We start from the raw sequence: 26608 nt of genomic DNA on the forward strand, positions 1-26608 counted from the left end.
GTCGGAGGGCCGCCATCCGGCATGCGCGACCTTACGCGGGGATGTTCTCCTGATCGGCGAGGCGCTCGGCGAGAAACGCCCGCTCAGCCTCGTTGCCGGTCAGCTCCAGCGCCTGCCGGTAGGCGGCCGCCGCCGCGTCCGTACGGCCGAGTCGCTGCAGCAGGTCCGCCTTGATCGCCGGTAGGTACTGGTACCGGGAGAGCCGGCCGTCCTGCTCCAGCGCCTCGACCTGCGCCAGCGCGACCGCTGGTCCTTGGGCCATCGACACCGGCACGGTCCGGTTCAGCGCGACCACCGGTGAGGGCCAGAGCGACAGCAGCCTGTCGTAGAGTGCCACGATCTGTGGCCAGTCCGTCTCCTCGTACGTCGGCGCCTGTGCGTACAGCGAGGCGACCGCCGCCTGCAGCATGTAGCGCCCCGCGCGGCGGCTGCGCAGCCCGGCCACGATCAGCTCGTGCGCCTCGGCCAGTGCGGCGCGGTCCCACAGTGAGCGGTCCTGCTCCTGAAGCCGCAGCAGCCGACCGTCTGCGCCGGCCCGGGTGGCGCGCCGGGCGTCCGTGACCAGGAGCAGCGCCAGCAGTCCGCGGACCTCGGGCTCGTCGGGCATGAGGTCGTGCAGCGTGCGGACCAGGACCAGCGCGCGGTCGGCGAGGTCGGTGCGCATGAGCGCGGGGCCCGAGGGGGCCGTGTGCCCGGCGGTGAACAGCAGGTGGAGTACGCCGAGCACAGCCGTCAGCCGGTCCGGCAGCTCCGCCGGGCGCGGCACCCGGTAGGAGATGCGGGCGGCGGAGATCTTCTTCTTCGCCCGGGTGATCCGGGCGGCCATCGTCTGCTCCGACACCAGCAGTGCCCGGGCGATGTCCGGTGTGGGCAGCCCGCACACCAGCCGCAGCGTGAGCGCGAGTTGCGCCTCCTGTGCGAGCGCGGGATAGCAGCAGGTGAAGACGAGCCGCAGGCGTTCGTCGGGAACGACATCCTCCGGGTCCACGGCCTCACCCTCGTCCTGTTCGTCCAGCTCGTCCAGGGCGAGCTCGTCGACGGCCTCCTCGGGCTCCACCAGCAGCGGCAGCTTCGAGCGGAACGTCCGCTCGCGGCGCATCGCGTCCATCGCCCGGCGCTTGGCCGCGGTGGTGAGCCACGCCGCGGGGTTGCCCGGGATCCCGTCGCGTTCCCAGGCCGACAGCGCCGCGGCGTACGCCTCCTGTACGCACTCCTCGGCCAGGTCCAGGTCCTGCGCGACGCGCACCGTCGCGGCAAGCACGAAGGCCCACTCGCGCCGGTGCGCGTCGGCGACCGTCTGTCCTGCGTCCGTCGCAGCCGTCATCGGGCGATGGGCGTGACGCCGCCCGCGACGGGCCGCACCTCGACACCGCCGCGGCCCCACTGAACAGCCGGGTTACGACGGGCCAGCTCCAGGGCGGCATCCAGGTCGGGAGCCTCGATGATGCACACGCCGGCGATGACCTCCTTGGAGTCGATGAAGGGGCCGTCAGTGACCACGTCGCCGCGCAGCGAGGTCGCGGTGTCGGTGGACTGCAGCGCGTACGCCGTGATCATGGCGCCGGAGTCGATGAGGTCGTCGGCGTGCCGCTTGCTCGCCGCCTGCTGCTCGGGCGTGTAGTCGCCGGCCTCGGGCGTGTCGTAGATGAGGATCGCGTACTGGGCCATGATGGTTCTCCTTGGCTGTGTCTCTGGTCGCTACGCCTCTACGTCGGGCGGGCGACGCGAATTCGACAGACGGTACGCAAACTTTCTTCGGATCCTTCGGGCAGGCTCCGACTACTGACGCTATTGGGTCCAGAGCCACGAGGAGATCCCCGGCCTGCTGGACCGGCTGGCCGAGGTCCCGGATCCGCGTGATCCACGCGGGGTGCGCCGCCGCCTGGCCGTCTCGTTCTCCCGGCGGCGTTCCTCCTTGGCTGACGGTGACGTCGGGTATGGGAACTGTCTCAATGCCTCGGCCGGGCTGCGAAGTTACTGGGGGAGCTGTAGCTCTTGCGACGTCCGGCCGGCATCTGTGTGGAGTCCGGGGCAGAGCAGGTTGAATGCCTGGAGTGCCGCTGTGGCGACGCTGTCGCGGGCGTCCGTGGGTGATTCGCCGGACAAGATGCGTCGTTGTAGTTCGCGTAGGGCTGCCCGGTGTGTGCCCGCGATGGCGCCTGCGAGGAGCGCGGGCATCGGGTCGTCGGTCTGGTTCGGTCCGTTGGCGGTGTTCGGCGGATGGTCGGCCAGGGCGGTTGTCAGGGCGGTCGTCAGGGCGGCTTCGGAGCGTTCGCTGATCTCGCGTTCGCGTGCGCGCAGTGCGGCGCTGTCGTGGATGACCTGCCAGAACCTGGGCGCGTCGGGGTGGAGCCCGAGCGTGGGGTCGTCGTTCCGCAGGGCGGTCAGCAGGTCGTCGCGGATGGTCTCCACTGGGCAGGCGCCGGGCGCACGGTTGCGTACCAGTGCGGCGAGATGGCCTTCTGCCTCTGCCTGGCGATCGAAGAAGAGGTCTTCCTTGGTGGGGAAGTAGTTGAACACGGTGTTGGTGGAGACGCCTGCGCGTCGTGCCACCTCGGCGACCGTGACCTGGTCGAAGCCGCACCCCAAGGAGGACCCGGTCACGGGTGAACTGCACCTGTTCGGGACCGGGTTCGCCCCGCCGTTCCTCACCTACCACCGGGTCACCGCGGAGGGAGTGCTGACAGCCGGCCTGTCGACGTGCCGGGCCCGACGATGATGCACGACTTCGCGATCACCGAGCACCACATCGTCTGGATGGACCTGCCCGTCGTTTTCGACCCCGCTCTCGCCGGGCGCGGCGGCATGCCCTACCGGTGGGACGACGCGTAGGAGCCGGTACGGAGAGTAACGGCTCCGTGGCGGGGACGGGCCCGAGGAGGTAGCCGCTGTCAGCGACGAACTCCGCGCCGGTCGAGCAGCCGTCGTCGTCCGACGCGATGAACAACACAAGGCTGCCGATCTCGTCGACGTCGGCCAGGCGCGGGATGGGCTGGTCGTCGATGCTGACGATGAGCTCGCCGGTGGCAGGGGCGTAGGCCAGGGGTGTCTCGATGATGCCGGGGTGCACGCCGTTGACGCGGATGTTCTCCCGACCGAGTTCCTTTGCGCTGATCCTGGTCAGTCCACGGATGCCCCACTTGCTGGTGCCGTAGGCGGCCAGTCCCGCGGCGGCGCATCGACGGCACGACCGCCCGCTTCAGCCATGCCGCGACTCCTTCCTGGTCTCCCCCATCAGCCGTTGGCTGGAGAGCGTCACGACGTGGGAGGTCCCAAGGACCTTGCCCTGCGCATTCAGTGCCTCTACCTGGAAGTACGGTCCGGGGGCGTTCGTGGTGACGGCTGTCTCGAATCCGGACCGTGGAGCGTGTCCGACAACGACCGACAGGGAGCGGGGGTCGGACCCGGCAAGTACCCGCCATGCTCTGGTCTGCGTCGAGCCGTTCCAGGAGGCGTAGACGACGCCGCCCCCGCCGTCGGCCCGTGCCGCGGCACTTGGTGGGTAGTACGGTGTGCCGATCCATTGGTTCCGGAACGCTCGGTAGGAGATGTCGGATCCCGGCAGCTTCGCGTCGTAGAGCAGGTTCTGCGAGCCGTTTCCCTGGGTGTTCCCCTTACCCGCGTATTCCGAGTAGTACGGGCTCTGGCCCCATCCGATGAATTCGTTGCCGTTGGGAAGGGCCTGGGTGTTTCCCTGGGTCGGCGACTCCAGCGGCGGCTGGTGGTAGTAGGTCCTGTCCACGGTCGCCTTCCGGCTGCGGAAGTCGAGGTTGAGGATCAGGCCGTGTGACACCTGCTCGGGGGCGCCGTCGGGCAGGTCGCAGCAACCGTCGTCGAACATGCTGATCCGGTTACCCGGCCGGAACCGGGCATCGTGCTGCCAGAAGAAGTCCGCGTTCGGGCCGAAGGTGAAGTCGCTTTTCTTCCCTCCGAGTTGCCAGCGGATCCTCCCGGATCTCTTGGAGATGTCGTAGATCGCCCACATGTTCCGGGCCGAGATCAGCAGTCGGCCGTCAGGACCCTCGTCGACCGAGTTGATGTGAAAGGCGTCCCACACCCCGTCGGACGACGACGCACTGGAGACCGGTTCCTCGGAATCGGCGGGGTCGAGGTGGTCCAGCGCGTTCCACGAGAAGAGGAGTCTGCCCGTGGCGAGGTCCACCTCCTGGATCTCGCTGTTCTCGATGGCTCCGTTCTTCGGGCCTCCGTAGGGCCTGAGATCCATTGGCACGGGTCTGGATGCGATGAACAGCGCGGTGCCCCTGCGGGTCAGGGTGAACTCGTGCTCGTCCGGGTAGTAACCGTGGTGCGCGAAGACCGTCTTGAGCAGGCGGTAGTGCGTGTCGTAGATGTAGTAGCACCCGCCCGGTTCCGGGGCACCGGCCGGCAGGTTCGTGTACGCCGGCGGCAGGGCGAGGCTTCCCTGCCACCAGGTCAGCACCGGCTGCCCCCGGTCCCTGCGGGCGTCGTAATAGGTCTGGACCCTGAAGTCGGCGTTCTGGAGGTTCGTGGAGGGCAGTGGGCGGAACCAGACCGGATCGCCGGAGTTGTCGTTGATCAACGCCCCGGTCTGGCCGATCATCCTGTCCGCGCTGAACGGGGCCACGAAGATGTCGCCGGGAGCCGTTCCCGGTTTGTTCGCAGTCACGGTCACTCGCGCGGGGTGAAGGCCCGGCTCGGAGACGAAGCTCCACACATCGCTGCCCGAGAGGATCGGGGGCGGGGTACTTTCCGATGGAGGGAAGGGCTCCGTTGCGCACAGACGGGACGCGCTCCCTTGCGGACTCGCCGTGGCAGGTGGCACGCAGCTTGCGACGACACACCCCGCAGCGAGCACGCAGGCCCCGACGGTGCGACGGGTCTGCCTTCGTGCCCGGCGGGCCCGCAGATCTCGCGTCACCATTGCCAACCTTCCCGGCGCCCGGGCACCCCTTCTCCGATGGCGGTGCCGCTGAGTCTTCGATTGTCCGGTTTCCCCCCGACTCGTAATGATCAAGATCGGGAGTTGTTCCTCGGGTGACAGTAAGGAGCAAGGGCCGCCTGCGGCTGCTCAGAACCACTCAGGTAGGCCATTCGGCAGGCGCGGCGTCACCCGTGATGGCGACAGCGCCGCCAAAGGACCCGTCAGGCGTTTCCTCCGCGACGGTGAACACTGGATCCGGCACAGCAACCCGAATGACGCACCCAACCGGCCCCCGGCAGGCGCAGGTCTCCCTGACCCGCGTACGGTCGGGCGACGCCGGCCGCGCCGGGGATGTACGAGGAGGGCCCGCCGGCCGCGGTGGAGTACGTCGCCGATCCGGTGAAGGTCCCGGCCACCGACTTCGCGACGTACACGCTGGTCGGCCGGACCGCCGAGTACCACCGTAAGCAGATCAACGGCTGTCTATCCGCGGTCTGAACCTGGCTTGGCAGTGCCGCCTGAGGTCGCTTCGGGTTTCGTGTAGAGGACTTCGCGGACCTGCTCCGCGGCGCGGAGGATGCTCTCGCTGATGAAGTCGCTGAAGCGGGCGATGTTCTCCAGGCGGGCGGCGGCCGGGGTGCCGGGGCCGAGGACGCTGACGCCCTGTCGTGCGGTCTCGGCGACCTGGGCGGTGCCGCGGGCGCTGGCGATCGTCGACTGGTACCAGACGTCGTCGTCGACGAAGTAGCGCTCGCGGCGGCGTTCGTCGCGTTCCCGGCGGATGAGGCCCTGATCTTCGAGGAACGCGATCGCCTTGGAGACGGACGCCGGGCTGACCTGGAGGTGCTGGACGAGTTCGGACGCGGTGAGGCTGCCCGCGTCGGCGATGAAGAGGCAGGTCAGCACCCGAGCCGTCATCTTGGGCAGGCCCTGTTGCATCAGGAGGGTGGTGAACATCTCCTCGTACTCACGCACGGCCTCGGCGTCGCGCCCGTGGGCCTGCGCCGGCGCCCCCTGCTCTCGGGGCGCGGCCTGCCTGCGCCGGTGGGCGCGGCGTTCGGTGGCGCGGTGGGCCAGGTCGGCGCGGTAGGCGGTGGGGCCGCCGTTGCGCATCACCTCACGCGTGATCGTCGAGGTGGGGCGGTCGAGACGTCGGGCGATCTCCGCGTAGGCGAGCCCGTCGGCCAGCCCCAGCGCGATCTGCTGACGTTCCTGCTGGGTGAGTCTGCCTCCCGGCATCGCGATCTCCCTTCGTACTTCCCTGATGCCGCCAGCGTAGCGTTCGCCCACAGTCCAATGCAACGATCAGAACACTCGTCATTGCGTTAGATTTATGCCCGTTGCAACGAAAACTGGACTCCCACCTGCATTAATACGGATTGCGCGCAACGAACTAGTTGCATGAATCTTGAACGCAACGTAGCGTTTCCGACATCAGAAACGACGAGCAGCACGAGGAGAGCATGATGCAGAAGTTCGACACCCCCGCCGCGATCTCCGCCGTCCTGGACATCCCCGCCGGGCGCATCCAGGTCATCGCCGCCGACCGGGCCGACACCACCGTCGAGGTCCTGCCCGCCAACGCCTCCAAGAGCCGCGACGTGAAGGCGGCCGAGCAGACCAAGGTCGAATTCGGCGACGGCGTCCTGCGGATCAAGGCCCCGGCGGAGAAGAACCAGATCCTCGGCGCGTCCGGATCCATCGAGGTGACGGTCCAACTGCCCGCCGGTTCCCGCATCGAGGCGAAGGCGGCCGCCGCCGAGTTCCGGGGCGTCGGACGGCTCGGCGACGTCGCCTTCGACGGCGCGTCCGGCGCGATCAAACTCGACGAGGCCGCGAGCGTCCGCCTCACCGCCCTCGCCGGCGACGTCTCGGTCGGCCGCCTGGGCGGCCCCGCGGAGATCAGCACCCAAAAGGGCGACATCCACATCGCCGAGGCCACCTCCGGCACGGTCGTGCTACGCACCCAGATGGGCGACGTGACGGTCGGCGCCGCCCACGGAGTCTCCGCCTCCCTGGACGCCGGCACCGCCCACGGCCGGATCCACAACGCGCTGAAGAACACCGAAGGCGCCGCGGCCGGCCTGAACATCCACGCGACCACCGACCACGGCGACATCACCGCCCGCAGCCTGTGAAGAAGGAGCCATCCGTCAAAACCGTGACCAAAGAACGAACGGATATCCGGATGACAGCGAATCAGGTCCAGGGGTCTGCGATCCACGTGCAGGGCCTGGAGAAGTCGTACAAGACGCTCTCACGCGACCAGGGGGAACAACACATGACGAAGAACAGCACTTCCTCGACCGGTTCGAAGTGGACCGGCATGGTGCCGGTTGACGATACGGCCCTGGCCGTCACCGACACCGGCGGTCCCGGTATCCCTGTGGTCTACCTCAATGGCCAGTTCGCCACTCAAGGGTACTGGCGGCGGGTCGTCGCTGAACTGGGGACGGGGTGGCGGCACATCACCTACGACGAGCGGGCTCGCGGCAAGAAATCGAAGCGTTCGGCGGACTACTCCTTCGAGGCAGCCGTCCGGGACGTCGATGCCGTTCTCGCGGCCAGGGGTGTGGACCGGGCGCTGGTGGTGGGCTGGTCCTACGGAGCGTTCGTCGCGGCTCACTGGGCCAGCCGGAATCCGGACCGTACCTTGGGCGCGGTCCTGGTCGACGGCGCATACCCGTACGACTGGCTCGACGAGGCCATGGAGCAGCGGATCCGGAAGCTGTTTCGGCGGATGGGCTGGTTCACGCCGCTGCTGCGCCCGACGGGCCTGACCCCGCGGATGACCGCCGAACAGCAGGCGAACAGCAACATCGAGCTCGGCAGGCTCTCCCGCGAGCGCGAGCTGGGTCCCGTGCTGGACGAAATCACCGTCCCGGTGCGGTATGTGGTTGCTTCGGGGACGTCCCTCGGAAGCCGCGGTGATGAGCAGGAACAGATACGCACCAGCCTCGATACGGTGACCGCCCGCAACGCGAACATCAAAATCCACGCGAAGGTCGCCAGCAACCACGGTGCGATCCTGAAAAAGGAGTTCCCGGCCGTCGCCGAGGCCGTACGCGAGGTCGCCGCCCTCGACCGCGGCCGGCGCTGAAGACCTGACCAGCGGACTGACGATCAGCCAGGCAGCGGCCTTCGCCGGTGTCGCGGTGAGACTCACATGTCGGCAAACGACCGTCTGCCGACACTCGGACCGGACCCGTGATCACGAACCCGCAGGTGGGCAGTGTCGGGAACTCGCGTCGAAAATCGACGTCGGCGGACGGTGCTGCCGGTGGATTCCGACACGCTCATCGGCTGTCCGCGGGTCTCGGCCGCCGACCAGAACCCCGACCACCGGATCGACGCCCTGTTGCGGGCCGGCGTCGACCGCGACAACATCCATGTCGACACCGCGAGCGGCGCGAAGGCGTACCGGCCGAAGCTCACCGCGGACCAGGCCGCGCTCGCCCAACGGCTCTACGACGAGCGGGAGAAGACCGTCCAGCAGATCGCCGACATGTTCGGCGGATCCCCGTGGGTTCAGGGAAACCGAAGGCCCTTCAGCGCGAACCCACGGGTCCACCAGTGTGCGTCAGGCCGATGCATCCGTGGGTCCGGGTGGAACACGAGGTTGCTGAGCGATCCGAGGGGCTTCGGCAGTGACGTCGGCCTGGACGTCCTCAGGTCATGACGGCCGCCCACCGAACTGCCAGTTGTGCACCTCGATGCCGGCGTACCGGTCCGGAGTCAGGATGGCGCGTGCCGTGTCCGGGTCCGGCGCCCGGACCAGCACCGCCGTGCCCAGCCAGGTGGCGCCGTCGTCGGACAGCAGCGGCCCGTAGGCGATCAGCTCGTCCCGGTCGGGCGGCACCGCGAGGTCGGCGGCCGGCCCCGCGCCGAGGCCGAGACCGAGCACCAGGTAACGGTTGCCGCCGGTCCGGCCGCCGGGGAAGTCCCACATGGTGCGCCCCAGTATGTTGCGCCACCGTCGCAGCAGTACGTCCCGGTAGACGCCGGCCTGGTAGCCGGGCTCGTCGAAGGCGAACGCGCGGGCGGCAGCGGGATCGGGCAGGTCGAGGATGTGCACGCTGCCGGTGGGTGTGTCGCCGTCGTCGGCGAGGGTCGGGCCTCGGGCGATCATCTCCTTCGCGTACTGGTCCATATAGGACCAATGCTCTTCCAGCAGCTCGTAGCGCAGCGGCAGGGAGCCGGGCCGGTCGCGGTGGTAGCAGAGGAATTCCATGCCCAAATAATCTCTTCAAGGAGGTAACCAGGTCGAGCGGGTTTCACTGCGATGGCTGCTCGGCAACCTCATCCGGAAGCACGCGTGCCGACTGCGCGCAGCGGATGGCGGTCTTCTCGTCGATGCCGAAGAGGCGGACGAGGTGGACCGGGTCGGTGGTCTCCCGGGCCTCGTCCAGGATGCGGTCGGCCCATACCTGTCGTGGCAGCAGCCCGATCTGGTCGAACGCGGCCCAAAGTCGAGGATCCCCTATTGTCAGTGGCTGCTGAGAGGCTGTCAGCCCGGAGAAGAAGGGTGTCCTCCGGACGCCCTGGCGGAGAGAGGAAGACTGAGATGCATTTTGCCGAGGCATTGTTCGATCACCTTGTGGATGAGCTGCCGATGAGTGAGCGGCACGATTCCTGGAGGTTCCACCACCTGGGTGAGCTTGCGGTGTCGTCGGGTATGGCGAGCATTTACGATCCCACTTCGGGCGAGGCGGACGATCTGGACGTGCCTCCGGGCAGCCACCGTGTGTATGTGGTGATGGACGCGGTTCCGGAAGCGGCGCCGATGGCGCTCGGAATACTGCTGTGGTTCGGCGAGGCACCGCCGGTGGTGCTCGGTGAGTTCTCAGGTGTCGGCGTGCTGACGCACTGCGGCGTGGTCTGCCTGAGCAGTTCGCAGGACAATGACGATGCCTTGGTGAGCGGGCTGATGAGGCTGGCCGGGCAGGAGATCCGGCGTCGCGCAACGCACGGCCAGGACCGCGGTCTTCTACCGGTCTTCGAGGATGCCTGCCGGCAGTACCGGCCCGATGCCCTGCAACCGCCTGAGGAATCCGCTCCTGGCGCGTTCCGTGCTGGATGGCACATCCTGTCGGACGAAGGGACCAAGACGACCGTCATCGCACTGCTGGACAACGGCGAGGGTGGCAGTATCTACCCCTGTCTTGACGCGCAAGGGCGCGAGGTCGCCCACCTCGTGCAGTTCGAGACAGAGTGACGGCGCGTCAAGTGCGACGTCCCGTGGTGCGGCGGGCGCGCACCTGACACACGGCCAGGTCATCGAGGCGCTGGTGGCGAACCGGCTGACCTCGCCCGCGCCGGCGAGCCCGGCAGTTTGGGCTGCACCGGGCTTCGGGTGACCGGAGCCGCCGACGCGTGGCTTGCGACGCCGAGCGGCAAGGCGACCCCCACTGCCGGCACGGCTTTGGCTTTCTGTCGGCGCGTTATTCGTTTTCGGCCGATGGACGCCGTGATTGTCATGGACCCTCCCGGGTCTAGGTTTCTTGGACAGACCGGGCTCGCCGCCCGTGCCGCTGAGCGCGGCGTGTGCATCGTCATGGCCCTGCGCTGGGGCTAGCGGGAGGCCCGGCAGAAGCCCCGGGCCGATCCGGGGTGCCGCCCGGGGCCCCGGAGCCGGCTATGCCGCGCTCGGCGGGGTTGCCTGGGCGTGGCGCCGACGCGCGCGGAGGAAGGCCGCGCTGCTGAGCAGGACCAGGAGCAGGGCGACCGCGCCCACGGGGGTGAGCGGGTGCAGCAGCGGCACCGTCGCCTGGAGCGCGCTGGGGAGCACGGCCGGCTTCACCACAGGTGATACAAGCCGGTCCGGTCCTCGTCGCGGCGGGCCAGGAACGGCACGCGTCCAGCGTTCAGGCCGGGAGCGGACTGGTGCACCGCTGTCTGGGCAGCACGGGGTTCCTTCGGACAGGCGTCGGCCGGGTTCATGCATGGCGAAGGTTCAGGGCGCGTGTTCCATGTGCTCTTCGAGTTCGACGGCAAAGGCTGGGTCTGGCCGGGGACCAGGCCGTAGCCGTCGTCGGTGTCGGCTTCAAGACGGCACACGGCGTCAGCGATACCGAAGTCACACTCGGAGTATTCCCGTCCAACACAAGGAACGGTGGGTCACCCCGATGGCCCAACCGGTTCATCACGACAACCGGCTCTCACAGCCGTGTCCCTGCATCAGCTGGAAACCCCGAAGCCACTGACCCAGGTGGCGCCACCGCCACCCCTTGCAGACAGTAAGAAACATGAACCGTCACCGACGCTCACCCCGTCGAGCCCCGTGGATCGCGGGCGGTGCCGCCGTGCTGGTCGCCGGTGGCATCGGCGTCGGCATTTGGGCATTGGTGACGCCCGACCATGAAGCCCCTCGGCCCACGCCGTCGGGCGTAACACGGCCCACGTCGACACGCACCCCGAGGCCCACGCCGACAGCGACGGCTCGTCCCCGGCAATCGGCACCCTCGAGCAACCGGCCCCAGCCGACGCCCCACCAGACGGCGACGGCCCCCTCGTCCGGGCCGAAACCGAAGCCACCGGCAACACGGCTCCCCGTGCCCAAACCGTCGGCGACAGCAGTGCCGAAGCCCACGCCGAAACCGCCTGTACCGTCCCTGCCCAAGCCCACGCCGGCCGCACCAACACCGCCCACCTCGCGCCTGCCCGTACCACCCCTGCCCGTACCACCCCTGCCGAAGCCCACACCACCTGCACCGCCACCACCCAAGCCCACACCAACCCGCCCCCCCGTGCCCAAGCCACCGACAACGCCGAAGCCCTCGTCGCCCACGCCCACGCCACCCGTACCACCTACGCCCAAGTCCACGCCGCCCACGCCGCCCCCGCCGCCCCCGCCGCCCGTGCCGCCCGTGCCGCCCGTGCCGCCTCCGTCGCCGACGCCGACGCCGACGCGGTGGTACACGAGCGCGGCGGCGACGGCCGCTGCTCAGCGCATGGCCGCCGCTGGAGTGGTCGGCGATCCTGCCTGTTCGCTGGCGGCCGTCGGCAAGCCGGACCCGGCGCTGCTTCCAAAGGGCCTCACGTCGGTCGGCACCGGGCAGGCCGGCAACTACTGGTGCCTGATCTGGTAGCGCCCTGGGTCCGGTCGTGTCAGGTTGATGAGAACCCTTGAAATTCCTGACAGAAGCCCGGCGCACCGGGCTCGCTGCCTTCTCCTTCTCTATGCCCAGGGGGCGGCAGTGATCACCCGGTTGACCGTCAAAGACGTCGAGGCCACCGACACGGGAGTACGTCTCCGGCTCGGCCGGGCCTCCATCCAGCTGCCCGAGCCCGTCGCCGCGCTGGCCCGCGCCGTTGCCGCGAACCGCAAGGGCCACGCGACCATCGGAGCCCTGGCCCCATCCCCTGGCTCTTTCCCGGCGGCCAGCCCTGTCGGTCGATCAGCACCACACAGATGTCAGTGATGATGTAGCCCGCGGCACCGCTTGGAGGTCTGACCCGGCAGGCGGAGCCTCCGTGGCGGGTGGTTCTACTTGCCTCCGCGAAGTTTTTCCTGCCGCTTCTTGGAACAGGTGGAGAGACACACGCTGGCCTCAACGGTGGTGTCCCACCACGTCTTGCACAGCGGGTACTGCGCTCGCAGTGCCTTCTTGCCGTCAGTCACGTGCCATTGTGGCCTCCTCAGCTACCGGGCTTGCCGGGGACGTACCCGTACACCTTGTCGCTGCACGCGAGGTCATCCGGGTAGTTCTTCTGGCACCAGTTGCCGACCTCGGTCAAGCAGTTGCTCTGCTGAGTGACGGAGAGGCCCTCCTGGTGGGTGGCGCACGACGGCGCCGACAACGAGGAGTCATTGCACGCGGTGACCCCGGAGAGAACCGCGACCGCGATGACGGAGCTGGCGATGACGCGTCGGTTCATGTTCCTGTCTCTGTTCAGTCCTGCGAGCAGCCGTTGCGGCCGCCTCACTGCTGGGTACCACGGAGTTTGTTGCTCCTCTGCCGCGACTTATGCGGCGCCGCTGGAACAGCATGGAGGATGTGATCCTTTAGCGAAACGGTTGTGATCATTCTGTGCTGACCCGGCGTTGGTCTGGCGCTGGCCTGATGCGCCGAGGCAGAGACTGTGCGATCACGGGCCGAGTACAGGAGCGGATCGGGGACACGAGATCGGCTTCATTACTGATGGTGTCGCGTATCCAGGTGTCGTGAGTTGGGCAGGGCTGACGCTATGAAGTGCGGGTGTCGGCGTACGGGGTTGCAGCGCAGGTGTATACGGTCCGAGGTGCAGAGCCGCACTCAGGCCGGACGGCGGATCGCCGGGGCCGACCGCTGGTGGTTGATCTTCGGGCCTGGATTCGTTGTCCCCGTTGCGGAGCGATGCTCCCCGCGGAACCGCGGCCACTGGATGTGCTTGTGCTGACAGTCCGCAGTGCTTGTGCTGACAGTCCGCAGCTTTTGACTCCTACTGGCCGCTCAACTTCGCCCAGGTGTAGCTGTCCATACCGTCGTGAGGGCCGATCCTGGAAAGTTCCGAGCCGTCGCGCCCCATGGCCACGATGAGCGGTCGTGTCCCCCCGCGGCCTGTGGACAGGGACTTCCAGACGACGATGAGGCTGCTGTCCCCGGGCACCTCGATCCGTCGCCGGCCGACGAGGAGATGATCCACCTCCGCGGCCACCTGGAGCTGGTTGGATCCGATCCAGGGGGCCGTCCCGATGGAGTGCGGATAAGGATGCCGCAGGCGGTTGGCACGGCGCAGAGCGCCTGCGCCTCCGCCGAGCTCGATCATGCCGACCTGCCCGGGCTGGCCCGCCGCTGACCTTTTCACAGGCAGGTCACCATCTGAACTGCTGCCACCGCCCGTGTAGTGCCACTCCTCACCGCAGAGCTCCATGAGCGCGGTGTGCGTCTCGGCTTTCGCGGCCCTGGGGCGCCACACCAGCCAGACCGCGCCGATACCCGCGTCGAGGTCGACGTCACTCGACACCACGGTCATCCAGCGACGCGGCAGCCAACCGGGCTGCGGAGCACGCCCGTTGACCACCCTCCGGACCACCCCCGGCAGGATGATCCCCATCCAGCGGTGAATCCGGCGCATCCGACGCAACTCCACAGAAGTGGGCATGTTCACACGGTACCCAGAGTGGGTGAGGCCCGTCACTCCCTCAGCGCGGAAGCCGCGCCGCTGACCGTGAGGAACGCTCTGCGCGATCCGAGAACGGGAGACCCTGGCATCCCGGCGAAGCACGGCGTCCCGGTCTCCGATGTTCGCGGCGATGACCGCGACGACCAGGAGCAGGCCGAGCCAGTCGGTCACGATGTGCCACCGAGGTGGTCGTCACCAGGTTCGCGACTGAGATCTGTGTGAACACCACGGCGCGGCAGGCGCTGAGCCACCGGTTCGACCTGCTGCTGGTCGCCGACGGGCACACCACGTCCGTCCGGCTCGACAGTGGCGAGTACGCCTCGCCGGGGCAGTCGATCGCACACCACAATGAGATCTTCCGGCACATCGACTTCCCTGGGCGGAGCATCCGGGTGCTGCCCGCGTCCGAAGTGGCCTTCGCTGCGGTTGAGAAGCTGCCCAGGTAGGTGTGTGGTCAATGGGCGACGACTTCCTCGTCATCGACGAAAGGACCGCCAGGGGTGACGACCTGACCCTCGGCCAGCAGGTCTTCACTTGGCTGCTGGACGGCTCCCGCCACAAGTCGAGGATCGGCGCCGTCATCCAGACCGGCCGCGACGGGGACGCCACCTTCCTCTCCGCCACCCGCACCCCGGCCGGTACCGGCAGGAGGTACAGCAGCGGCTGACCGCCGCCCTCGCGCACCAGCCGGTCATGGCCTGGCATGCGACAGGGCCGGGCGATCGACGTCATGAGCATGCGGGAGTAGACCCCCGACTCCCGCAGAGGGACGGCCCCTTGCCCGCCTGGAGCGGGCCGTCTACGGATCTCGCAGCCGACGGCAGACCGATGCCCTGGCTCGCTCTCCCCAAAGGACGCTGTTGGCGAATCCGGCGCGGCCGGGTAGTCGGCCGCGGGAATGTGACACTCGCCGCGCAAGTGTCACATTCTCCGAGCCATACACCGTGCCCCTGAGGCCACCGGCCAGACCGCCCACCACGCCGACCAGGATTCGCCAACAGCGTCCTTTGGACGGTGTAACCCGCGTTCACGGGCTCTCCAGCCACTCGGTGTACCAGGCGCGAAAACCGGGGCTCACCGGAACGAAGCCGCCCCAGTCCGGATCGATCTGCCAGACCTCGCCGGCTCGCGGGCCGTTCAGTACCAGCCGGAAGAAGATCCCGCAGCCCTGTTCGGCCAGCATGAGCGTGCCCCGGGGCAGCGCATCGGCCAGAGCGCCGATCCGGCCGGGCAGGGGCTCGGTAAGTGGGAACGGCTTGGCAAGCCGGCCCGGCAGCCGGTCTTCCCCCCACTCATCGTCCACAGCCCACTCCTCGCCGGCCTCCGGGCGGGGGACGGTCAAAGGCATCAACCCGTGGCAGGGACCGGCGGGGCCGTTGCCTACCTCCCCGACGAAGGAGCGGTACTCCGCCGGCAGATCGATGCCATGGGTTTCCTCGAACGTCCGGATCTCCGCCTCCGGCAGCGGAGGCGCCAGCTCGTACCGGTGCGTGTCCGCCCCGAAGCGCTCCCGCCCCGGGTCCTGTGCCGCCATCTCCCGTATCCGAGCGCGTACGCCGTCCTCGTCCCAGCTCACCATCCAGCGACCGTAACAATGGCGCCCGCCACCGGCAGCCGCGCGGCTGCCGGTGGCGGGCTTCGGTGCGGTACCCGACGCGGACCAATGAAACTGCGCATCGTTCAACGAACCTGCACGCTGCTCTGCAGCTCGAGCGGAGAACCCGGTCCACGGCACCGCGCCCTGGAGCGGAGCCTCTCCAGGGGGATTCGGGCCAGGGCCCGTCGTCTGCGGTCTGTTCGACGGGATACCTCGTTCCGCTGGAACGACTTGGGCACCCCGACCCCCGCGGAGAAGATCGTCGCCGGAGGCGAGGTACCACCCCGGCGTCCGGTCAGCGGGTGGCGAGGAACTCGAGCGTGTCGATCACGCGGTTCGAGAAGCCCCACTCGTTGTCGTACCACGCGGCCACCTTGATGTGGCGGCCGTCGACGCGGGTGAGGGCCGAGTCAAAGATCGACGAGGCGGGATTGCCCGTGATGTCGGACGACACGAGCGGGTCGTCCGAGTACTCGAGGATGCCGGCGAGCGGCCCCTCCGCTGCGGCGCGGTACGCCGCCAGCACGTCGTCGCGCGTCACCTCGCGGGCGACGGTCGTGTTGAGTTCGACGATCGAGCCCACCGGCACCGGTACGCGGATCGAGTCGCCCGATAGCTTGCCGTCGAGGTTCGGCAGCACCAGGCCGATCGCCTTGGCGGCGCCGGTCGTGGTCGGCACGATGTTGACGCCGGCGGCTCGGGCGCGACGGGCGTCGCGGTGCGGACCGTCCTGCAGGTTCTGCTCCTGCGTGTAGGCGTGTACCGTCGTCATGAACCCGTGCTCGATACCGGCGAGTTCGTCGAGGACCGCGGCCAGCGGCGCGAGCGCGTTGGTGGTGCAGGAGGCGTTCGAGACGATCGTGTGCACGGCCGGGTTGTAGGCGTCGGTGTTGACCCCGAACGCGAGCGTGACGTCGGCGCCGTCCGACGGCGCGCTGACGAGTACCTTCTTCGCGCCCGCGTCGAGGTGGGCGCGGGCGGCCTTGGCCGAGGTGAAGCGGCCGGTGGCTTCCAGGACGATGTCGACGCCGAGTTCGGCCCACGGCAGCTGCGCCGGTTCGCGCTCGGCCAGCACCGTGATCCGACGGCCGTCGACGACGAGGGCGTGCCCGTCGACGGTGACCGGGCGCCCGAGCCGGCCGGCGGTGCTGTCGTAGGCGAGCAGCCGGGCGAGAGTGGCGGGCTCCGTCAGGTCGTTGACGGCGACGATCTCGAGGGCGCTGTCGCGCTCCAGCAGTGCGCGCAGCACATTGCGTCCGATGCGGCCGAATCCGTTGATGGCGATGCGAGTCATGAGTGATGTCCCTTCCCTTCGCCACCAGGGTCGCCCGCGGCTCGCGCCGCTGACAGTGGCGGGATCGCCATGGTTCAAAAGGATCCCGCCACGCGGTGCCGGGCGGGTTACTCGCCCCGGGTGAAGGTGCGCCGGTACTCGCTCGGTGTGGTGCCGAGGATGCGCTGGAAGTGCAGGCGCAGGTTCGCGCCGGTGCCGAGCCCGACGTCGGCGGCGATCTGTTCGACGCTGCGCTGCGAGCGCTCGAGCAGTTCGCGGGCCAGGTCGATGCGGGCGCGCATCACCCATTGCATCGGCGTGCAGCCGGTCTCCTCGACGAAGCGCCGGGAGAACGTGCGCGGCGAGACCTCGGCCTGCCGCGCCAGTGTGTCGAGGGTGAGGGGCTCGCCGAGCCGGTGCAGCGCCCACTCGCGGGTGGCGGCGAACCGCTCGCCGAGTGGCTCGGGGACGCTGCGCGGCACGTACTGGGCCTGGCCGCCGCTGCGGTAGGGGGCGGCAACCAGACGCCGGGCCGCGTGGTTGGACGCGGCCACTCCGAGGTCGCCGCGCAGGATGTGCAGGCACAGGTCGATGCCGGAGGCGGCGCCGGCCGAGGTGAGCACGCTGCCCTCGTCGACGAACAGCACGTTCTCGTCGACCTGGACGAGCGGATGCCTGGCCACGAGTGCCCGCGTGTAGTGCCAGTGCGTCGTGGCGCGCCTGCCGTCGAGCAGGCCCGTGGCGGCGAGCGCGAAGGCACCCGTCGAGATGGCGGCGAGCCGCGCGCCCCGGTCGTGGGCGGCGATCAGTGCGTCGACGACGGCCTGCGGTGGGTCGTCGCGGTCCGGGAACCGGTAGCCGGGGACGAAGACGATGTCGGCCCACGCAAGCGCGTCGAGGCCGTGGGCGACGTGGTACGCGAGGCCATCGCCGCCGGCCACGAGACCGGGTGTCGCCCCGCACACCCGCACCTCGTACGGCATGCTCGCGCGGGTCGTGAAAACCTGCGCGGGAATTCCGACATCGAGCGGCTTCGCACCCTCGAGCACAAGGACGGCGACGCGATGCAGGCGGGAGGCTGGCACAGGAAGAGGTTACGTGGGGCGTGACTTCGATACGCCCGCTGCGTGGACCGGGCAGACGACGCACCGGCCGGGCTGTCTTCCACCTTGCAGTCCACCGCCCGTCCCACCCTTCGCCCGCCTCCAGCCGATCTGAGACGGGCCAAGCCAGCCGCTCACGGGAAGCGCTCAGTTACAGCTTCACAGCCATCGGCTACCTCGCTCGGTGGGGAACAAGAGCAGGTCTGGGGAACGAGGTGAGCGCTGGTGGAGAATTTCAGAGAGCCCCAACATCCTGATCCCTCAGGACACCGCCGCATCGGCGAGAACTTCGCGCGACTCGCGTTCGGCGATGGTGGCCCCTTCGCCGCCAAGACCGGCTGATCAAGTCGCGGTCACGCAGACCGCGATCGCTACCTGGCCGTAGGGATGCAGTTGTCCCTGCCGCGCCGCGGCCGGGACGGGCCACCCGCTCGCCGCACTCCCCCACCGCGGTGCTGGGCTGAGCTGCGCCCTTGGTTGAGTCTGTTCGCACTACTTGACACCGGAAGGTCGTTCTCTGTTGCTACCTGCGCCTGTTTTCGCGTGCCGGGCGGACCTCAACTCTTGACGGCCTCTGCGATGTGCAGGGCGGCCTGGGCGGGCGTGAGGTGCGTGGTGTCGACGACCTCGGCCTCGCCGTGCAGCCACGTGCGGGCCGCCTCGGCGTAGGGCTCAAGGTATTTGAGACGGAAGGGGGAGGGGCCAAGAAGAGTGTCCCCCTCGATGCGCCGGCGGAGGGTGTCTTGGTCAGCGTGGAGGACGAAGTGCCGTACCGGAATGGCATGTTGGGCTAGGCCCGTGCTGATCTCGCGCCAGTACTGCTCGACCAGGACAGTCATGGGCATCACCAGAGTGCCGCCGGTGTAGTCGAGTACCCGGCGGGCGGTCTCGACCACGAGCGGCCGCCACGGCGGCCAGTGCTGGAAGTTGTCCGTCCTGGGCAGCCCCGGCGTGATGTCCATGAGTGTCTCGCCCACCTTCTCGGCATCGAACACCCGTGAATCCGGGATCAGCTGCTGCACGAGTGCACTGGTCGTCGTCTTGCCTGCGCCGTGGGTGCCGTTGAGCCATACGATCACGGGACCCGACGCTAGCGCAGTGCGGGCCGCGGGAACGGACACAGCAGAAATCCGGTACGGCTTCGGCGTTTCTCGGGGTGGTGTCAACCACCAAGATCAGTGTCACCTATCTCGAAACCGCACCCGCGCCGAGCCCACACGACAGATAGCTCGCCACCACGACACTGAGCGTGACGAGTCACAACGACGAGCAGCAATCAGCGACACGAACAACAACCCCCGCCGAGAGCGAATGTGTGCGAGATGTGAGCCTTGCCGAGGATCACTGACGTCGTTGGCCAGTTGGCGCCGGATGAGATCTGCCCGTGCCTTGCCTGCCCTCAGCCGAGACGACCGAGCGTTCTGTGATCATCAGCCTCCGATCACTTGGCGGTGCGGCCAATTTGTACTCGGCATGCTCCTCACCGAGCCGGGCGGCGGAAGACGGCACCCCACACCCATACTTTGAATCCCGGGGTTGCATCGTGAAGCCGCGACCCATATCCTTCATCTTGCAACCCCGGAATTCAAAGTATTCCCGGGTGGGAGAACAGAGGGTTGACCATGCTCACCATCGCACTCGGCACCTACCAGACGTTCCCGACAGACGAGTACGGGAAGTCGACTGCGGGCTGGCGCCCGGGACTGACCGACGAGGAGGTCTACGAGGCGGGTCGTGGCCGCTGGCGGCTCGGCACCCGCGCCGACCGCGAGCGTTACGCGTTGTTCACCGCCAAGGGCATCGTCGTCCTGGCCGTCAGGATCGACAGCATCACGGCCGCCGATCCTGACGGCCGCCGCACCATCAACGGCACAGTCCTCAAGCCGGGCGACCCGATGTACGACAAGTACGTGGGCAGCGACGCGCCGGTGGGAAAGAGCCAGAACCCGGTCCAGTACGTCGACTCCCCGTTCGACAGGACTCTCTGCGCCTGCGGGTGCGGCAGTGAGACACCCTCGGGTCGCAGCTTCATCGCCGGACACGACCAGAGGGCGATTCACGACCGGATCTCCAAGGTCGGTGGCGTCGTCCCGTTCCTCGACTGGTTCGACAAGACGTGGAACGAGGCCGGCTGACCTGGCAGCCCTGAGCCCGGCGTCACCCTCAGCCCGCCGGACACGGAGGCGGCATGGTCCCCGTCGCAACCGGGTCGTTCCCTCTGTCGGCAGGTCGCGGCGCTTTGACGCGAGGCGGGAATCTGGTTTCCGTTCTGTTCGGTGTCGAGGGGCGGTCCGAGCACGGTTGGTCTGTGCTCCGCTTCGCCGGCGTTACGCCTGTGTAGGGCCGAGGAAGGCGCGCACCCACTCTGGCATGAGGTCGGGACTGTGCGGGGTTTCCCACTGCAGGCCGGGGATCATGCTTTCCAGACGGTAGGGCATGTCCCCGCAGGCGACGCAGCGCGTCGGTGAAGGCAGTGGTCAGGCCGGTGGCATCGGCCAGATCGGCCAGCAGGCGGAATCCGGCGTGGCTGACCGCTCCGTGGCCGTCGGCCGAAGCGATGAGCTCGGGGCGCGAGGGACGCGACCCTCCTCAGTCGCGTCAACGGGCCCCGGTAAAGAGTTTGGGCATCACTGAACGCCGCCGGTACCCGCAGGCGGCGCTCGGTGATGCCGTTCCGTTTCAGGCGCTCACGGTCTTCAGGAGCGCGGCGAGGCCGTCGACGTAGATGCCATGGAAGAGCTCTTCGACGTCGGTGTCGCTGACACCGACGGGGGTGAACGTGCCGGACCATTCGACGCGCGAGACGTCGGGGCGGCCGGGGACGGCGTGCACGCGCAGAGTGGAGAGGTAGCCGGTCACCGGGAACGGCGCCTGTTCGATGGCGTAGGAGTAGCTACGCGCATCGTGGTCGAAGGCCTGGAGGCGTTCGACGATGACGCCGCCGTCCTGGCTGGTCAGGCGGCGTACACGGCCGCCTTCGCTCACTTCGCTCTCGGGGATGTAAGGGAGCCAGTCGGGCAGGGATCCGAAACCGCCGATGAGCTGCCAGACGCGGTCGGGGCTCTGCGGGATGTCGAGGGATGCCGTGGTGGTGGCCATGGTGGGTGCTTCCTACGGTGTGCTGTGGTGTGTCAGGCGGTGGGGGTGGGAGCGTCGGCGGCGATGAGCTTCTCGTCGCGCAGGGCGGCCCAGAAGGCAGCCGGGACGCTCTCGGCGAGGGCGGCGACGTCCTCGCCGATGCGGCTGGGCCGGGTGGCGCCGGGTACGACGGCGGCCGTGGCGGGGTGGGCCAGTGCGAACTGCAGTGCAGCCGCCTTGATGCTCACACCGTGCTCGGCGGTGAGTGCCTTGATCCGTTCGACCTTGGCGACAATCTCCGGCGGGGCCTCCTGGTACTCGAAGTGCCGACCGCCGGCGAGGACGCCGGAGCTGTACGGGCCGCCGACGACCATGTCGACGCCCTGCTCGGTGGCGACGGGCAGCAGGCGCTGCAGGGACCGGTCGTGGTCGAGGAGGGTGTAGCGGCCGGCCAGGAGGAACGCGTCGGGCCGGGGCTCGTCCAGGTCGAGGGTGAGCTCGATCGGCTCCACACGGTTGACGCCGAGGCCCCAGGCCTTGATGACGCCTTCGTCGCGGAGACGCTGCAGGACGCGGAAAGCACCGGTGCGCGCGGTCTCGTAGACGGCCGGCCAGTTGTCGCCGTGGAAGTCCTGGGCAACGTCGTGCACCCAGACGATGTCGAGGCGGTCCGTCCTCAGGCGCGTGAGGCTGTCTTCGATGGAGCGCAGGGTGGCGTCCGCCGTGTAGACGTCGATCATCTTGTTCGGACGGCCGTGCTCGAACAGGCCGCCCTTTTCGCCCAGGTCTCGGGCGGTGGGGTCCTCCAGCTCGTCGAGGATGACACGGCCGACCTTGGTGCTGAGCACGAACTCGTCGCGCGGCCGGCCGGCCAGCACCTCGCCCAGGCGGATCTCGGACAGACCGGCACCATAGAAGGGGGCGGTGTCGAAGTAGCGGATGCCCTGGTCCCAGGCGGCCTCGACGGTGGCCGCGGCCTCCTCGTCCGGGATGCTGCGGAACATGTTGCCCAGCGGTGCGGTACCGAAGCCGAGGGTGCCCGGCAGAAGGGACTTGATGCCCATGAGGAAGATCCTTCTCTCCATTACGTGACGCGGAGTTCGGGAGGGTTTTTCCGCTCCGCGGCTCTTGCTCTGTCGAGGTTAGGATCGAGGGATAAGACTGTCCAAGACTTGCTTGGACACACTTGAGTCCCGAGAGGTCTTACGTGCTTGACCTGCGCCAACTCCGATATTTCGTGGCCGTCGCCGAAGAGGAACACGTCGGCCGGGCCGCCGAACGCCTGCACATCTCGCAGTCACCGCTGAGCCGGCAGATCGCCCAGCTGGAGAAGGTCCTGGGCCTGACGCTGTTCGAGCGCAGCCAGCAACGCATCCGGCTCACCTCCGACGGCCGCGTCTTCCTCACCGAGGCCACAGCCCTGCTGCGGCACGCGGACCGACTGGAGAACCTGGGCCGACGCCTCGGCCGGGGCGAAGAGGGCGGCCTGTGCGTGGGGTACGTGGGCGACGCCATGCACACCGGCCTCCTGCCCCGGGCCCTGCGCGCTCTGCACGACGAGCGTCCCGGAATCCACGTCGCCCTCTACGACCTGACCTCTCCACAGCAGTTCGAGGGACTGCGCCAACGCAGCCTGGACATCGCCCTGGTCCCGGAGGCACCGCCCGAGACGGACCCGGACCTGCGCAGCGCCCTCCTCCTCGAGGACCCTCTGCTCCTGGCCATGCCGAGCAACCACCCCCTCGCCGACGCGACGGAGATCCTGCCCGAAGACCTGGACACCCAGCCATGGATCGCCATCGAGGACAGTCAGCATCACGCCTGGCGGGACAGTTTCGTCGCATCCTGCGCCGCCGCCGGGTTCACCCCCGACATCCGACTCGAAGCCCCGGAATCCCTCACCGCACTCGGCCTCGTCGCGTCCGGGCTCGCCGTAGCGTTCGTACAGAAGAGCATGCTGCACGGCCACACACCAGGCATCACGGTCCGCGAACTCCCCTGGTTCCAGAGGTCTGTGCGCCTGTGGGCCGCCTGGCACCGGATCGATCTCCGCCCGGTCGTCGCCTCGTTCCGCGCAACCGTCCTGAACACCGGAGACAAGGAGCAGGAACACACCGGCTGAACCCGCGAAACCCGCGGCACAGCGTTGTCGGCGACGACCGCTGCCTACTTCGCGAACACCGCGTGAAGGCCCAAGGCCGTCGCGAGGTCCTCGGCCCACACCCGGTCCCGGCCCGTCGCCGCCTCACTCCCCTGGACCGACCCTCCACCCCGTCCACGTCCTGGTCCCCGGCCCGGGTTGCCGGCTCGGCCAGCACCTCCGCCACGACTTCCCGGACGATGATCACCGCTCCAGCAGCCGCTCGGCATCCACCGACGCCATCAGCCACCCCACCGATCAAAAAAGCAACCCGGCGCCCCAACGCTCCCTCGCAGACAGCGGGTTCACTCCTGACCAGCAGCAACGCAATGGTCAGGACCGGAAAGACAACGGCTCACACGCCGTCCGCACGGCAAGGCCGGAAAGGCTCGGCGACAAGCCGTGGGGACCGGCCCCTTCGATTCCGGTCCCCACGCCGATGAAACGGTGCCGTGGTCGGGTCAGTTGACGCTTTGCCCGCCGTCGACCATCAGTGTCTGACCGGTGATGTACGAGGAGAGGTCCGACAGCAGGAAGAGGGTCGCTTTGGCCACTTCCTCGGGCTCACCGAGCCGGCCCAGCGGGATCTTCTCGCCATGTGGGTGGTACTCGGTCCCGTCCTCGTTCCTGGTGATTCCGCTTTCGGTGAGAGGGGTGCGAATCACCGTCGGGTTGACGCTGTTGACACGGATGCCGTCGGGGCCGAGTTCGACGGCGGCGGCGCGAGCGAGCGCGGTGACGCCACCCTTGCTGGCGCTGTAGATCGAGATGCCCTCGATGCCCAACTGGGCGAAGACGGACCCGTTCAGCACGATCGAGCCGCCTTCCTTCTGGCGCTTCATCTGCGCCGCTTCCGCCTGGAGGTAGAAGAACGTGCTCTTGAGGTTGCCGTCCACCAGGACGTCCCAGGTCTTCTCGTCCAGCTCGGTCAGCGGACCGACCATGGCGGTACCGGCGTTGTTGAACGCCGCATCCAGTCGGCCGAAGTGCTCGACGGTCCGACGCACCACGTCAGCTGCGCCGGCGATGTCGGTTGCGTCGGCCCGGATGAAAAGCGCCTCACCTCCCGCCTTGGAGATCTCGTCGGCAACCTGTTCGCCGGCCTCGGCGCGACGCCCGGTGAAGGCCACCTTGGCGCCTTCCTCGGCGAACAGGTCGACGGCGGCGCGGCCGATGCCCGAAGTGCCGCCGGTGACCAGCACCACTTTGTCGTTCAGCAGTCCCATGGTTCTTCCTCTGGGGTGTCGGTTCGTTGCCCGCCTTCACGGGACGATAGGCGATATGTACCTTGTGCGGGCGATATGGAGAATTTATGGGTGATTACGTGATTGGGTGACGGGTGATTGGGTGATGTGGAGCATGCTCGCGCAGCGACCCTGCTCCAGGGGGTCAGGTGAGGGCCACCGCTCCGCCGTCCACGGTGAGGACGGTTCCGGTGACGTAACTGGCCCGCGGAGAGGCCAGGAAAAGGATCGCCTCGGCGATCTCCTCGGGGTCGGCGAGCCGACCGAGCGGCACCTCGGCGCCGATGCGCTCGAAGGTCTCCTCGCCGATCATGCTGGAAACGTTCCGGGTGCGAGTGTGACCGGGCGCAACGGCGTTCACCCGGACCCCGAGGCCACCGAACTCGACCGCCCAGGTGCGGGTCAGGGAATCGACTGCGGCCTTGGCCGACCCGTAGGCGGCAGTGCCGGGAATGCCGCGCTGTGCGGCGATCGTCGTGACGTTGACGATGCTGCCGCCGCCCCGGGCCGCCATCTTCTCCGCCAGTGCTGCGGTGAGGAAGAACGGCCCCTGCACGTTCGTCGTGAAGAGCTGCTGGAACGCGTCCAAGCCCTGCTCCACCGTGGGGGCGAACGGGAACGCGCCGGCGTTGTTCACCAGGACGTCCACGTCCCCCACCTGCTCGACGAGCCTGCGCACCGACTCCGGATCACGCAGGTCGACCTGGAGGAAACGTGCCCGGCCGCCGTGCTCCCCGAGCTCGGCCACGGCCTTGGCACCAGCTTCCTCGCTCCGGCCGGCGATCACGACCTCGGCTCCCTCCCGGGCGAGCAGTCGTGCCGTCGCGAAGCCAATGCCGGTTGCGCCCCCGGTCACGAGCGCCTTCCGGTCTCGAAGCTCCATGATCCTTTCCCTTCCGTCGGTGTCATCGCGGCGTGGTGACCACCGCGATGTCTCACAACCGAGGGAGCGGTCGGTGCCATGCCCTCCGGCCATTCGTCCTCGCCGGCCCGGCCATCAGGAATGTTTATGGCCCGCGGTGGCGCTGCGGGTCGCCACGCTCGAACCAACCCGATGCGCGCCCGTCGGCCGACGATGCCGCCGCGCCCGCCCGGCAAGATCGCCTGGAGTCCCGGAGCCACGATGACCTGGGCGGCCTCGGCTTCGGGCGACAGCGTCACCGGAGGCGGCAGCAGGTCATCCGCCGCTGTCGTTCCCCAGCGCCACCACGAAATGGCCGAGGTCCAGTCGGTGCGACCTGGCCTGCCACACGGCCCATGTCCGACGCACCAGAGGACTGCCTGCCAGGGGCTGCCAGACGACGTTCTCGGGCAAGGGGTGGAACCAGTGCGGCGGCGCCAGGGCGAAGGCCGTCCCGTCGCTCACCGCTGCCAGCTTGACTTCGGCAAGCAGCGCCTCCCCTCCCACCGCGGAGGCTTCGGTGGCGATGCCGTGTCCGCGCAGTACGGCGGTGACCTCGTCGTACCAGACGGGGCTTCCGGAGCGGGGGAAGCCGACCCAGTGCAGCCCGGCGAGGGAGTCGAGCCGCACACCTTCCGGGCCGGACAGTTCGGCGCCCCGCTCGGCCGCGAGCAGCACGCCCAGTCTCTCCTCCAGGACCTTGATCGCGTCCAGGTCACCCCCGGAAGGGCGTTCGCGCAGCAGGCCGATGTCGAGTTCCCCGGAGCGCAGGGCCGCCACCTGGTCCGCGGTGGACATGTGCCGGGGTTCCACCCGGGTTTCGGGATACGCGTCGGCAAGTGCCGCCAGCGGGCGGGTCAGGAACCCGGGGGGCAGTTCGAGCGGGATGCCGAGCCGCAGGACGGAGCCACCTGGTGCGCTGTGCCGGGCGACGGCGGCGACGGCCTGGTCGTACCGGGCGAGCACCGCACGGGACTCGGCGAGCAGGGCGGTGCCGGCCTCGGTCGGCTGGACCCCGGTCGAACTGCGCACCAACAGGCCGACTCCGAACTCCCGCTCCAGCGCGAGCACCATCTGGGAGAGCCGGGGCTGGCTCATATGGAGCCGGCGGGCCGCCGCGGACAGGGCGCCCTCCTCCACCACCGCCACGAAGGCGCGCATGTCCCGAAGCTCCATGGACCCCATCGCACCACATCGACGGATCGCGGCTCGACCGGGTGCCATAAACATCCCTGATGGGGGGTGGTCCCGGAGCGACTGGGCG

At 68.7% G+C, this 26608-nt stretch carries 28 protein-coding genes and 2 pseudogenes; 11 read left to right on the forward strand and 19 right to left on the reverse strand.

Translation table 11 applies throughout. From position 1 onward, the window contains the following. Nucleotides 1–31: 31 nt before the first annotated feature. The 3 genes from OG747_RS50595 to OG747_RS50605 all read right to left on the reverse strand — a co-directional run bounded on the left by OG747_RS50595 (nt 32) and on the right by OG747_RS50605 (nt 2553). Nucleotides 32–1324: a sigma-70 family RNA polymerase sigma factor gene (locus OG747_RS50595; protein ID WP_331765148.1), complete on the reverse strand. Its 1293-nt coding sequence runs from the start codon at nt 1322–1324 to the stop codon at nt 32–34. After that, on the reverse strand, nt 1321–1668 hold the full coding sequence (locus tag OG747_RS50600; RefSeq protein ID WP_331743746.1) for a YciI family protein: 348 nt from the start codon (nt 1666–1668) through the stop codon (nt 1321–1323). The genes OG747_RS50595 and OG747_RS50600 overlap by 4 nt, the downstream gene beginning before the upstream one ends. Before the next feature lie 306 nt (nt 1669–1974). Continuing rightward, nucleotides 1975–2553 (reverse strand): TetR family transcriptional regulator, encoded by a 579-nt coding sequence (locus OG747_RS50605; RefSeq protein WP_331743743.1) that lies wholly within the window; start codon nt 2551–2553, stop codon nt 1975–1977. A 28-nt stretch (nt 2554–2581) separates the two neighbouring features. Here OG747_RS50605 and OG747_RS50610 point away from each other — a divergent pair. Next, nucleotides 2582–2826: pseudogene (locus OG747_RS50610) on the forward strand (carotenoid oxygenase family protein); the annotation flags it as partial. Here OG747_RS50610 and OG747_RS50615 read toward each other — a convergent pair. Together OG747_RS50615 and OG747_RS50620 are read right to left on the reverse strand one after the other, a co-directional pair. Further along, entirely contained in the window at nt 2735–3163 is a 429-nt protein-coding gene (locus tag OG747_RS50615) for an SDR family NAD(P)-dependent oxidoreductase (RefSeq protein WP_405886548.1), read from the reverse strand. The pseudogene OG747_RS50610 and the gene OG747_RS50615 overlap by 92 nt on opposite strands. 36 nt (nt 3164–3199) lie before the next feature. Next, entirely contained in the window at nt 3200–4654 is a 1455-nt protein-coding gene (locus OG747_RS50620) for an arylsulfotransferase family protein (RefSeq protein ID WP_331743740.1), read from the reverse strand. Nucleotides 4655–5254: 600 nt separating this feature from the next. Between OG747_RS50620 and OG747_RS50625 the strand changes: the two genes are divergently transcribed. Further along, nucleotides 5255–5401 (forward strand): hypothetical protein, encoded by a 147-nt coding sequence (locus OG747_RS50625; protein ID WP_331743737.1) that lies wholly within the window; start codon nt 5255–5257, stop codon nt 5399–5401. On the opposite strand, the gene OG747_RS50630 is transcribed toward OG747_RS50625, so the two are convergent. Next, nucleotides 5387–6142, reverse strand: coding sequence for a helix-turn-helix domain-containing protein (locus OG747_RS50630; RefSeq protein WP_331743733.1), 756 nt, complete (start codon nt 6140–6142; stop codon nt 5387–5389). The genes OG747_RS50625 and OG747_RS50630 overlap by 15 nt on opposite strands. A gap of 227 nt (nt 6143–6369) precedes the next feature. Between OG747_RS50630 and OG747_RS50635 the strand changes: the two genes are divergently transcribed. The 3 genes from OG747_RS50635 to OG747_RS50645 all read left to right on the forward strand — a co-directional run bounded on the left by OG747_RS50635 (nt 6370) and on the right by OG747_RS50645 (nt 8582). Beyond that, nucleotides 6370–7041 carry a DUF4097 family beta strand repeat-containing protein gene (locus OG747_RS50635; RefSeq protein WP_331745001.1) on the forward strand — a complete coding sequence of 224 codons (672 nt, stop codon included), beginning with the start codon at nt 6370–6372 and terminating at the stop codon, nt 7039–7041. A gap of 143 nt (nt 7042–7184) precedes the next feature. Further along, entirely contained in the window at nt 7185–8003 is an 819-nt protein-coding gene (locus tag OG747_RS50640; protein WP_331744999.1) for an alpha/beta hydrolase, read from the forward strand. A gap of 180 nt (nt 8004–8183) precedes the next feature. After that, entirely contained in the window at nt 8184–8582 is a 399-nt protein-coding gene (locus tag OG747_RS50645; RefSeq protein ID WP_331743730.1) for a recombinase family protein, read from the forward strand. On the opposite strand, the gene OG747_RS50650 is transcribed toward OG747_RS50645, so the two are convergent. Beyond that, the gene (locus tag OG747_RS50650; RefSeq protein WP_331743727.1) at nt 8577–9134 is read right to left on the reverse strand and encodes a YciI family protein; all 558 of its coding nucleotides are present in this window, start codon (nt 9132–9134) and stop codon (nt 8577–8579) included. The two genes, OG747_RS50645 and OG747_RS50650, sit on opposite strands and share 6 nt — an antisense overlap. 333 nt (nt 9135–9467) lie before the next feature. On the opposite strand from OG747_RS50650, the gene OG747_RS50655 reads away from it, so the two are divergent. Beyond that, nucleotides 9468–10118, forward strand: coding sequence for a hypothetical protein (locus tag OG747_RS50655; RefSeq protein WP_331765155.1), 651 nt, complete (start codon nt 9468–9470; stop codon nt 10116–10118). A 420-nt stretch (nt 10119–10538) separates the two neighbouring features. Here the strand turns inward: OG747_RS50655 and OG747_RS50660 are convergent, their stop codons facing one another. Continuing rightward, entirely contained in the window at nt 10539–10691 is a 153-nt protein-coding gene (locus OG747_RS50660) for a hypothetical protein (protein ID WP_331765157.1), read from the reverse strand. 1087 nt (nt 10692–11778) lie between these two features. On the opposite strand from OG747_RS50660, the gene OG747_RS50665 reads away from it, so the two are divergent. Continuing rightward, a complete protein-coding gene (locus OG747_RS50665; protein ID WP_405886359.1) occupies nt 11779–11991 on the forward strand; it encodes a hypothetical protein in 213 nt (70 codons plus the stop codon). A gap of 550 nt (nt 11992–12541) precedes the next feature. Here the strand turns inward: OG747_RS50665 and OG747_RS50670 are convergent. Together OG747_RS50670 and OG747_RS50675 are read right to left on the reverse strand one after the other, a co-directional pair. Then, nucleotides 12542–12781, reverse strand: a complete 240-nt coding sequence (locus OG747_RS50670) for a hypothetical protein (protein ID WP_331743706.1) — start codon at nt 12779–12781, stop codon at nt 12542–12544. Between the two features lie 543 nt (nt 12782–13324). Then, complete coding sequence (locus OG747_RS50675) at nt 13325–13987, reverse strand: hypothetical protein (RefSeq protein WP_405886361.1); 663 nt, start codon at nt 13985–13987, stop codon at nt 13325–13327. Between the two features lie 191 nt (nt 13988–14178). On the opposite strand from OG747_RS50675, the pseudogene OG747_RS50680 reads away from it, so the two are divergent. Together OG747_RS50680 and OG747_RS50685 are read left to right on the forward strand one after the other, a co-directional pair. Next, nucleotides 14179–14454: pseudogene (locus OG747_RS50680) on the forward strand (cysteine hydrolase); the annotation flags it as partial. 11 nt (nt 14455–14465) lie between these two features. Next, on the forward strand, nt 14466–14675 hold the full coding sequence (locus tag OG747_RS50685) for a hypothetical protein (RefSeq protein WP_331743699.1): 210 nt from the start codon (nt 14466–14468) through the stop codon (nt 14673–14675). 360 nt (nt 14676–15035) lie between these two features. On the opposite strand, the gene OG747_RS50690 is transcribed toward OG747_RS50685, so the two are convergent. From OG747_RS50690 to OG747_RS50705, 4 genes are all read right to left on the reverse strand, one after another. Continuing rightward, a complete protein-coding gene (locus tag OG747_RS50690; protein WP_331743696.1) occupies nt 15036–15587 on the reverse strand; it encodes an SMI1/KNR4 family protein in 552 nt (183 codons plus the stop codon). A 313-nt stretch (nt 15588–15900) separates the two neighbouring features. Further along, nucleotides 15901–16899, reverse strand: coding sequence for a type I glyceraldehyde-3-phosphate dehydrogenase (gene gap, locus OG747_RS50695; RefSeq protein ID WP_331765162.1), 999 nt, complete (start codon nt 16897–16899; stop codon nt 15901–15903). 107 nt (nt 16900–17006) lie between these two features. Then, nucleotides 17007–17963: a helix-turn-helix domain-containing protein gene (locus tag OG747_RS50700; protein WP_331743690.1), complete on the reverse strand. Its 957-nt coding sequence runs from the start codon at nt 17961–17963 to the stop codon at nt 17007–17009. A gap of 575 nt (nt 17964–18538) precedes the next feature. After that, nucleotides 18539–19060 (reverse strand): AAA family ATPase, encoded by a 522-nt coding sequence (locus tag OG747_RS50705; protein WP_331743687.1) that lies wholly within the window; start codon nt 19058–19060, stop codon nt 18539–18541. A 543-nt stretch (nt 19061–19603) separates the two neighbouring features. Here OG747_RS50705 and OG747_RS50710 point away from each other — a divergent pair. Next, nucleotides 19604–20116 carry a hypothetical protein gene (locus OG747_RS50710; protein ID WP_331743684.1) on the forward strand — a complete coding sequence of 171 codons (513 nt, stop codon included), beginning with the start codon at nt 19604–19606 and terminating at the stop codon, nt 20114–20116. A 544-nt stretch (nt 20117–20660) separates the two neighbouring features. On the opposite strand, the gene OG747_RS50715 is transcribed toward OG747_RS50710, so the two are convergent. Next, the gene (locus tag OG747_RS50715; RefSeq protein ID WP_331743682.1) at nt 20661–21080 is read right to left on the reverse strand and encodes an SRPBCC family protein; all 420 of its coding nucleotides are present in this window, start codon (nt 21078–21080) and stop codon (nt 20661–20663) included. Between the two features lie 32 nt (nt 21081–21112). After that, a complete protein-coding gene (locus OG747_RS50720; RefSeq protein WP_331743679.1) occupies nt 21113–22123 on the reverse strand; it encodes an aldo/keto reductase in 1011 nt (336 codons plus the stop codon). A gap of 143 nt (nt 22124–22266) precedes the next feature. On the opposite strand from OG747_RS50720, the gene OG747_RS50725 reads away from it, so the two are divergent. Continuing rightward, a complete protein-coding gene (locus OG747_RS50725; RefSeq protein ID WP_331743676.1) occupies nt 22267–23181 on the forward strand; it encodes a LysR substrate-binding domain-containing protein in 915 nt (304 codons plus the stop codon). A gap of 479 nt (nt 23182–23660) precedes the next feature. On the opposite strand, the gene OG747_RS50730 is transcribed toward OG747_RS50725, so the two are convergent. The 3 genes from OG747_RS50730 to OG747_RS50740 form a co-directional block, all read right to left on the reverse strand. Then, a complete protein-coding gene (locus OG747_RS50730; protein ID WP_331743673.1) occupies nt 23661–24425 on the reverse strand; it encodes an SDR family NAD(P)-dependent oxidoreductase in 765 nt (254 codons plus the stop codon). Nucleotides 24426–24588: 163 nt separating this feature from the next. After that, nucleotides 24589–25326 (reverse strand): SDR family oxidoreductase, encoded by a 738-nt coding sequence (locus tag OG747_RS50735; protein WP_331743670.1) that lies wholly within the window; start codon nt 25324–25326, stop codon nt 24589–24591. Nucleotides 25327–25620: 294 nt separating this feature from the next. Beyond that, nucleotides 25621–26520, reverse strand: a complete 900-nt coding sequence (locus tag OG747_RS50740; RefSeq protein ID WP_331765166.1) for a LysR family transcriptional regulator — start codon at nt 26518–26520, stop codon at nt 25621–25623. Nucleotides 26521–26608: the final 88 nt, after the last annotated feature.

The sequence above is a fragment of the Streptomyces sp. NBC_01384 genome (genome assembly GCF_045040035.1).
GTDB lineage: Bacteria > Actinomycetota > Actinomycetes > Streptomycetales > Streptomycetaceae > Streptomyces.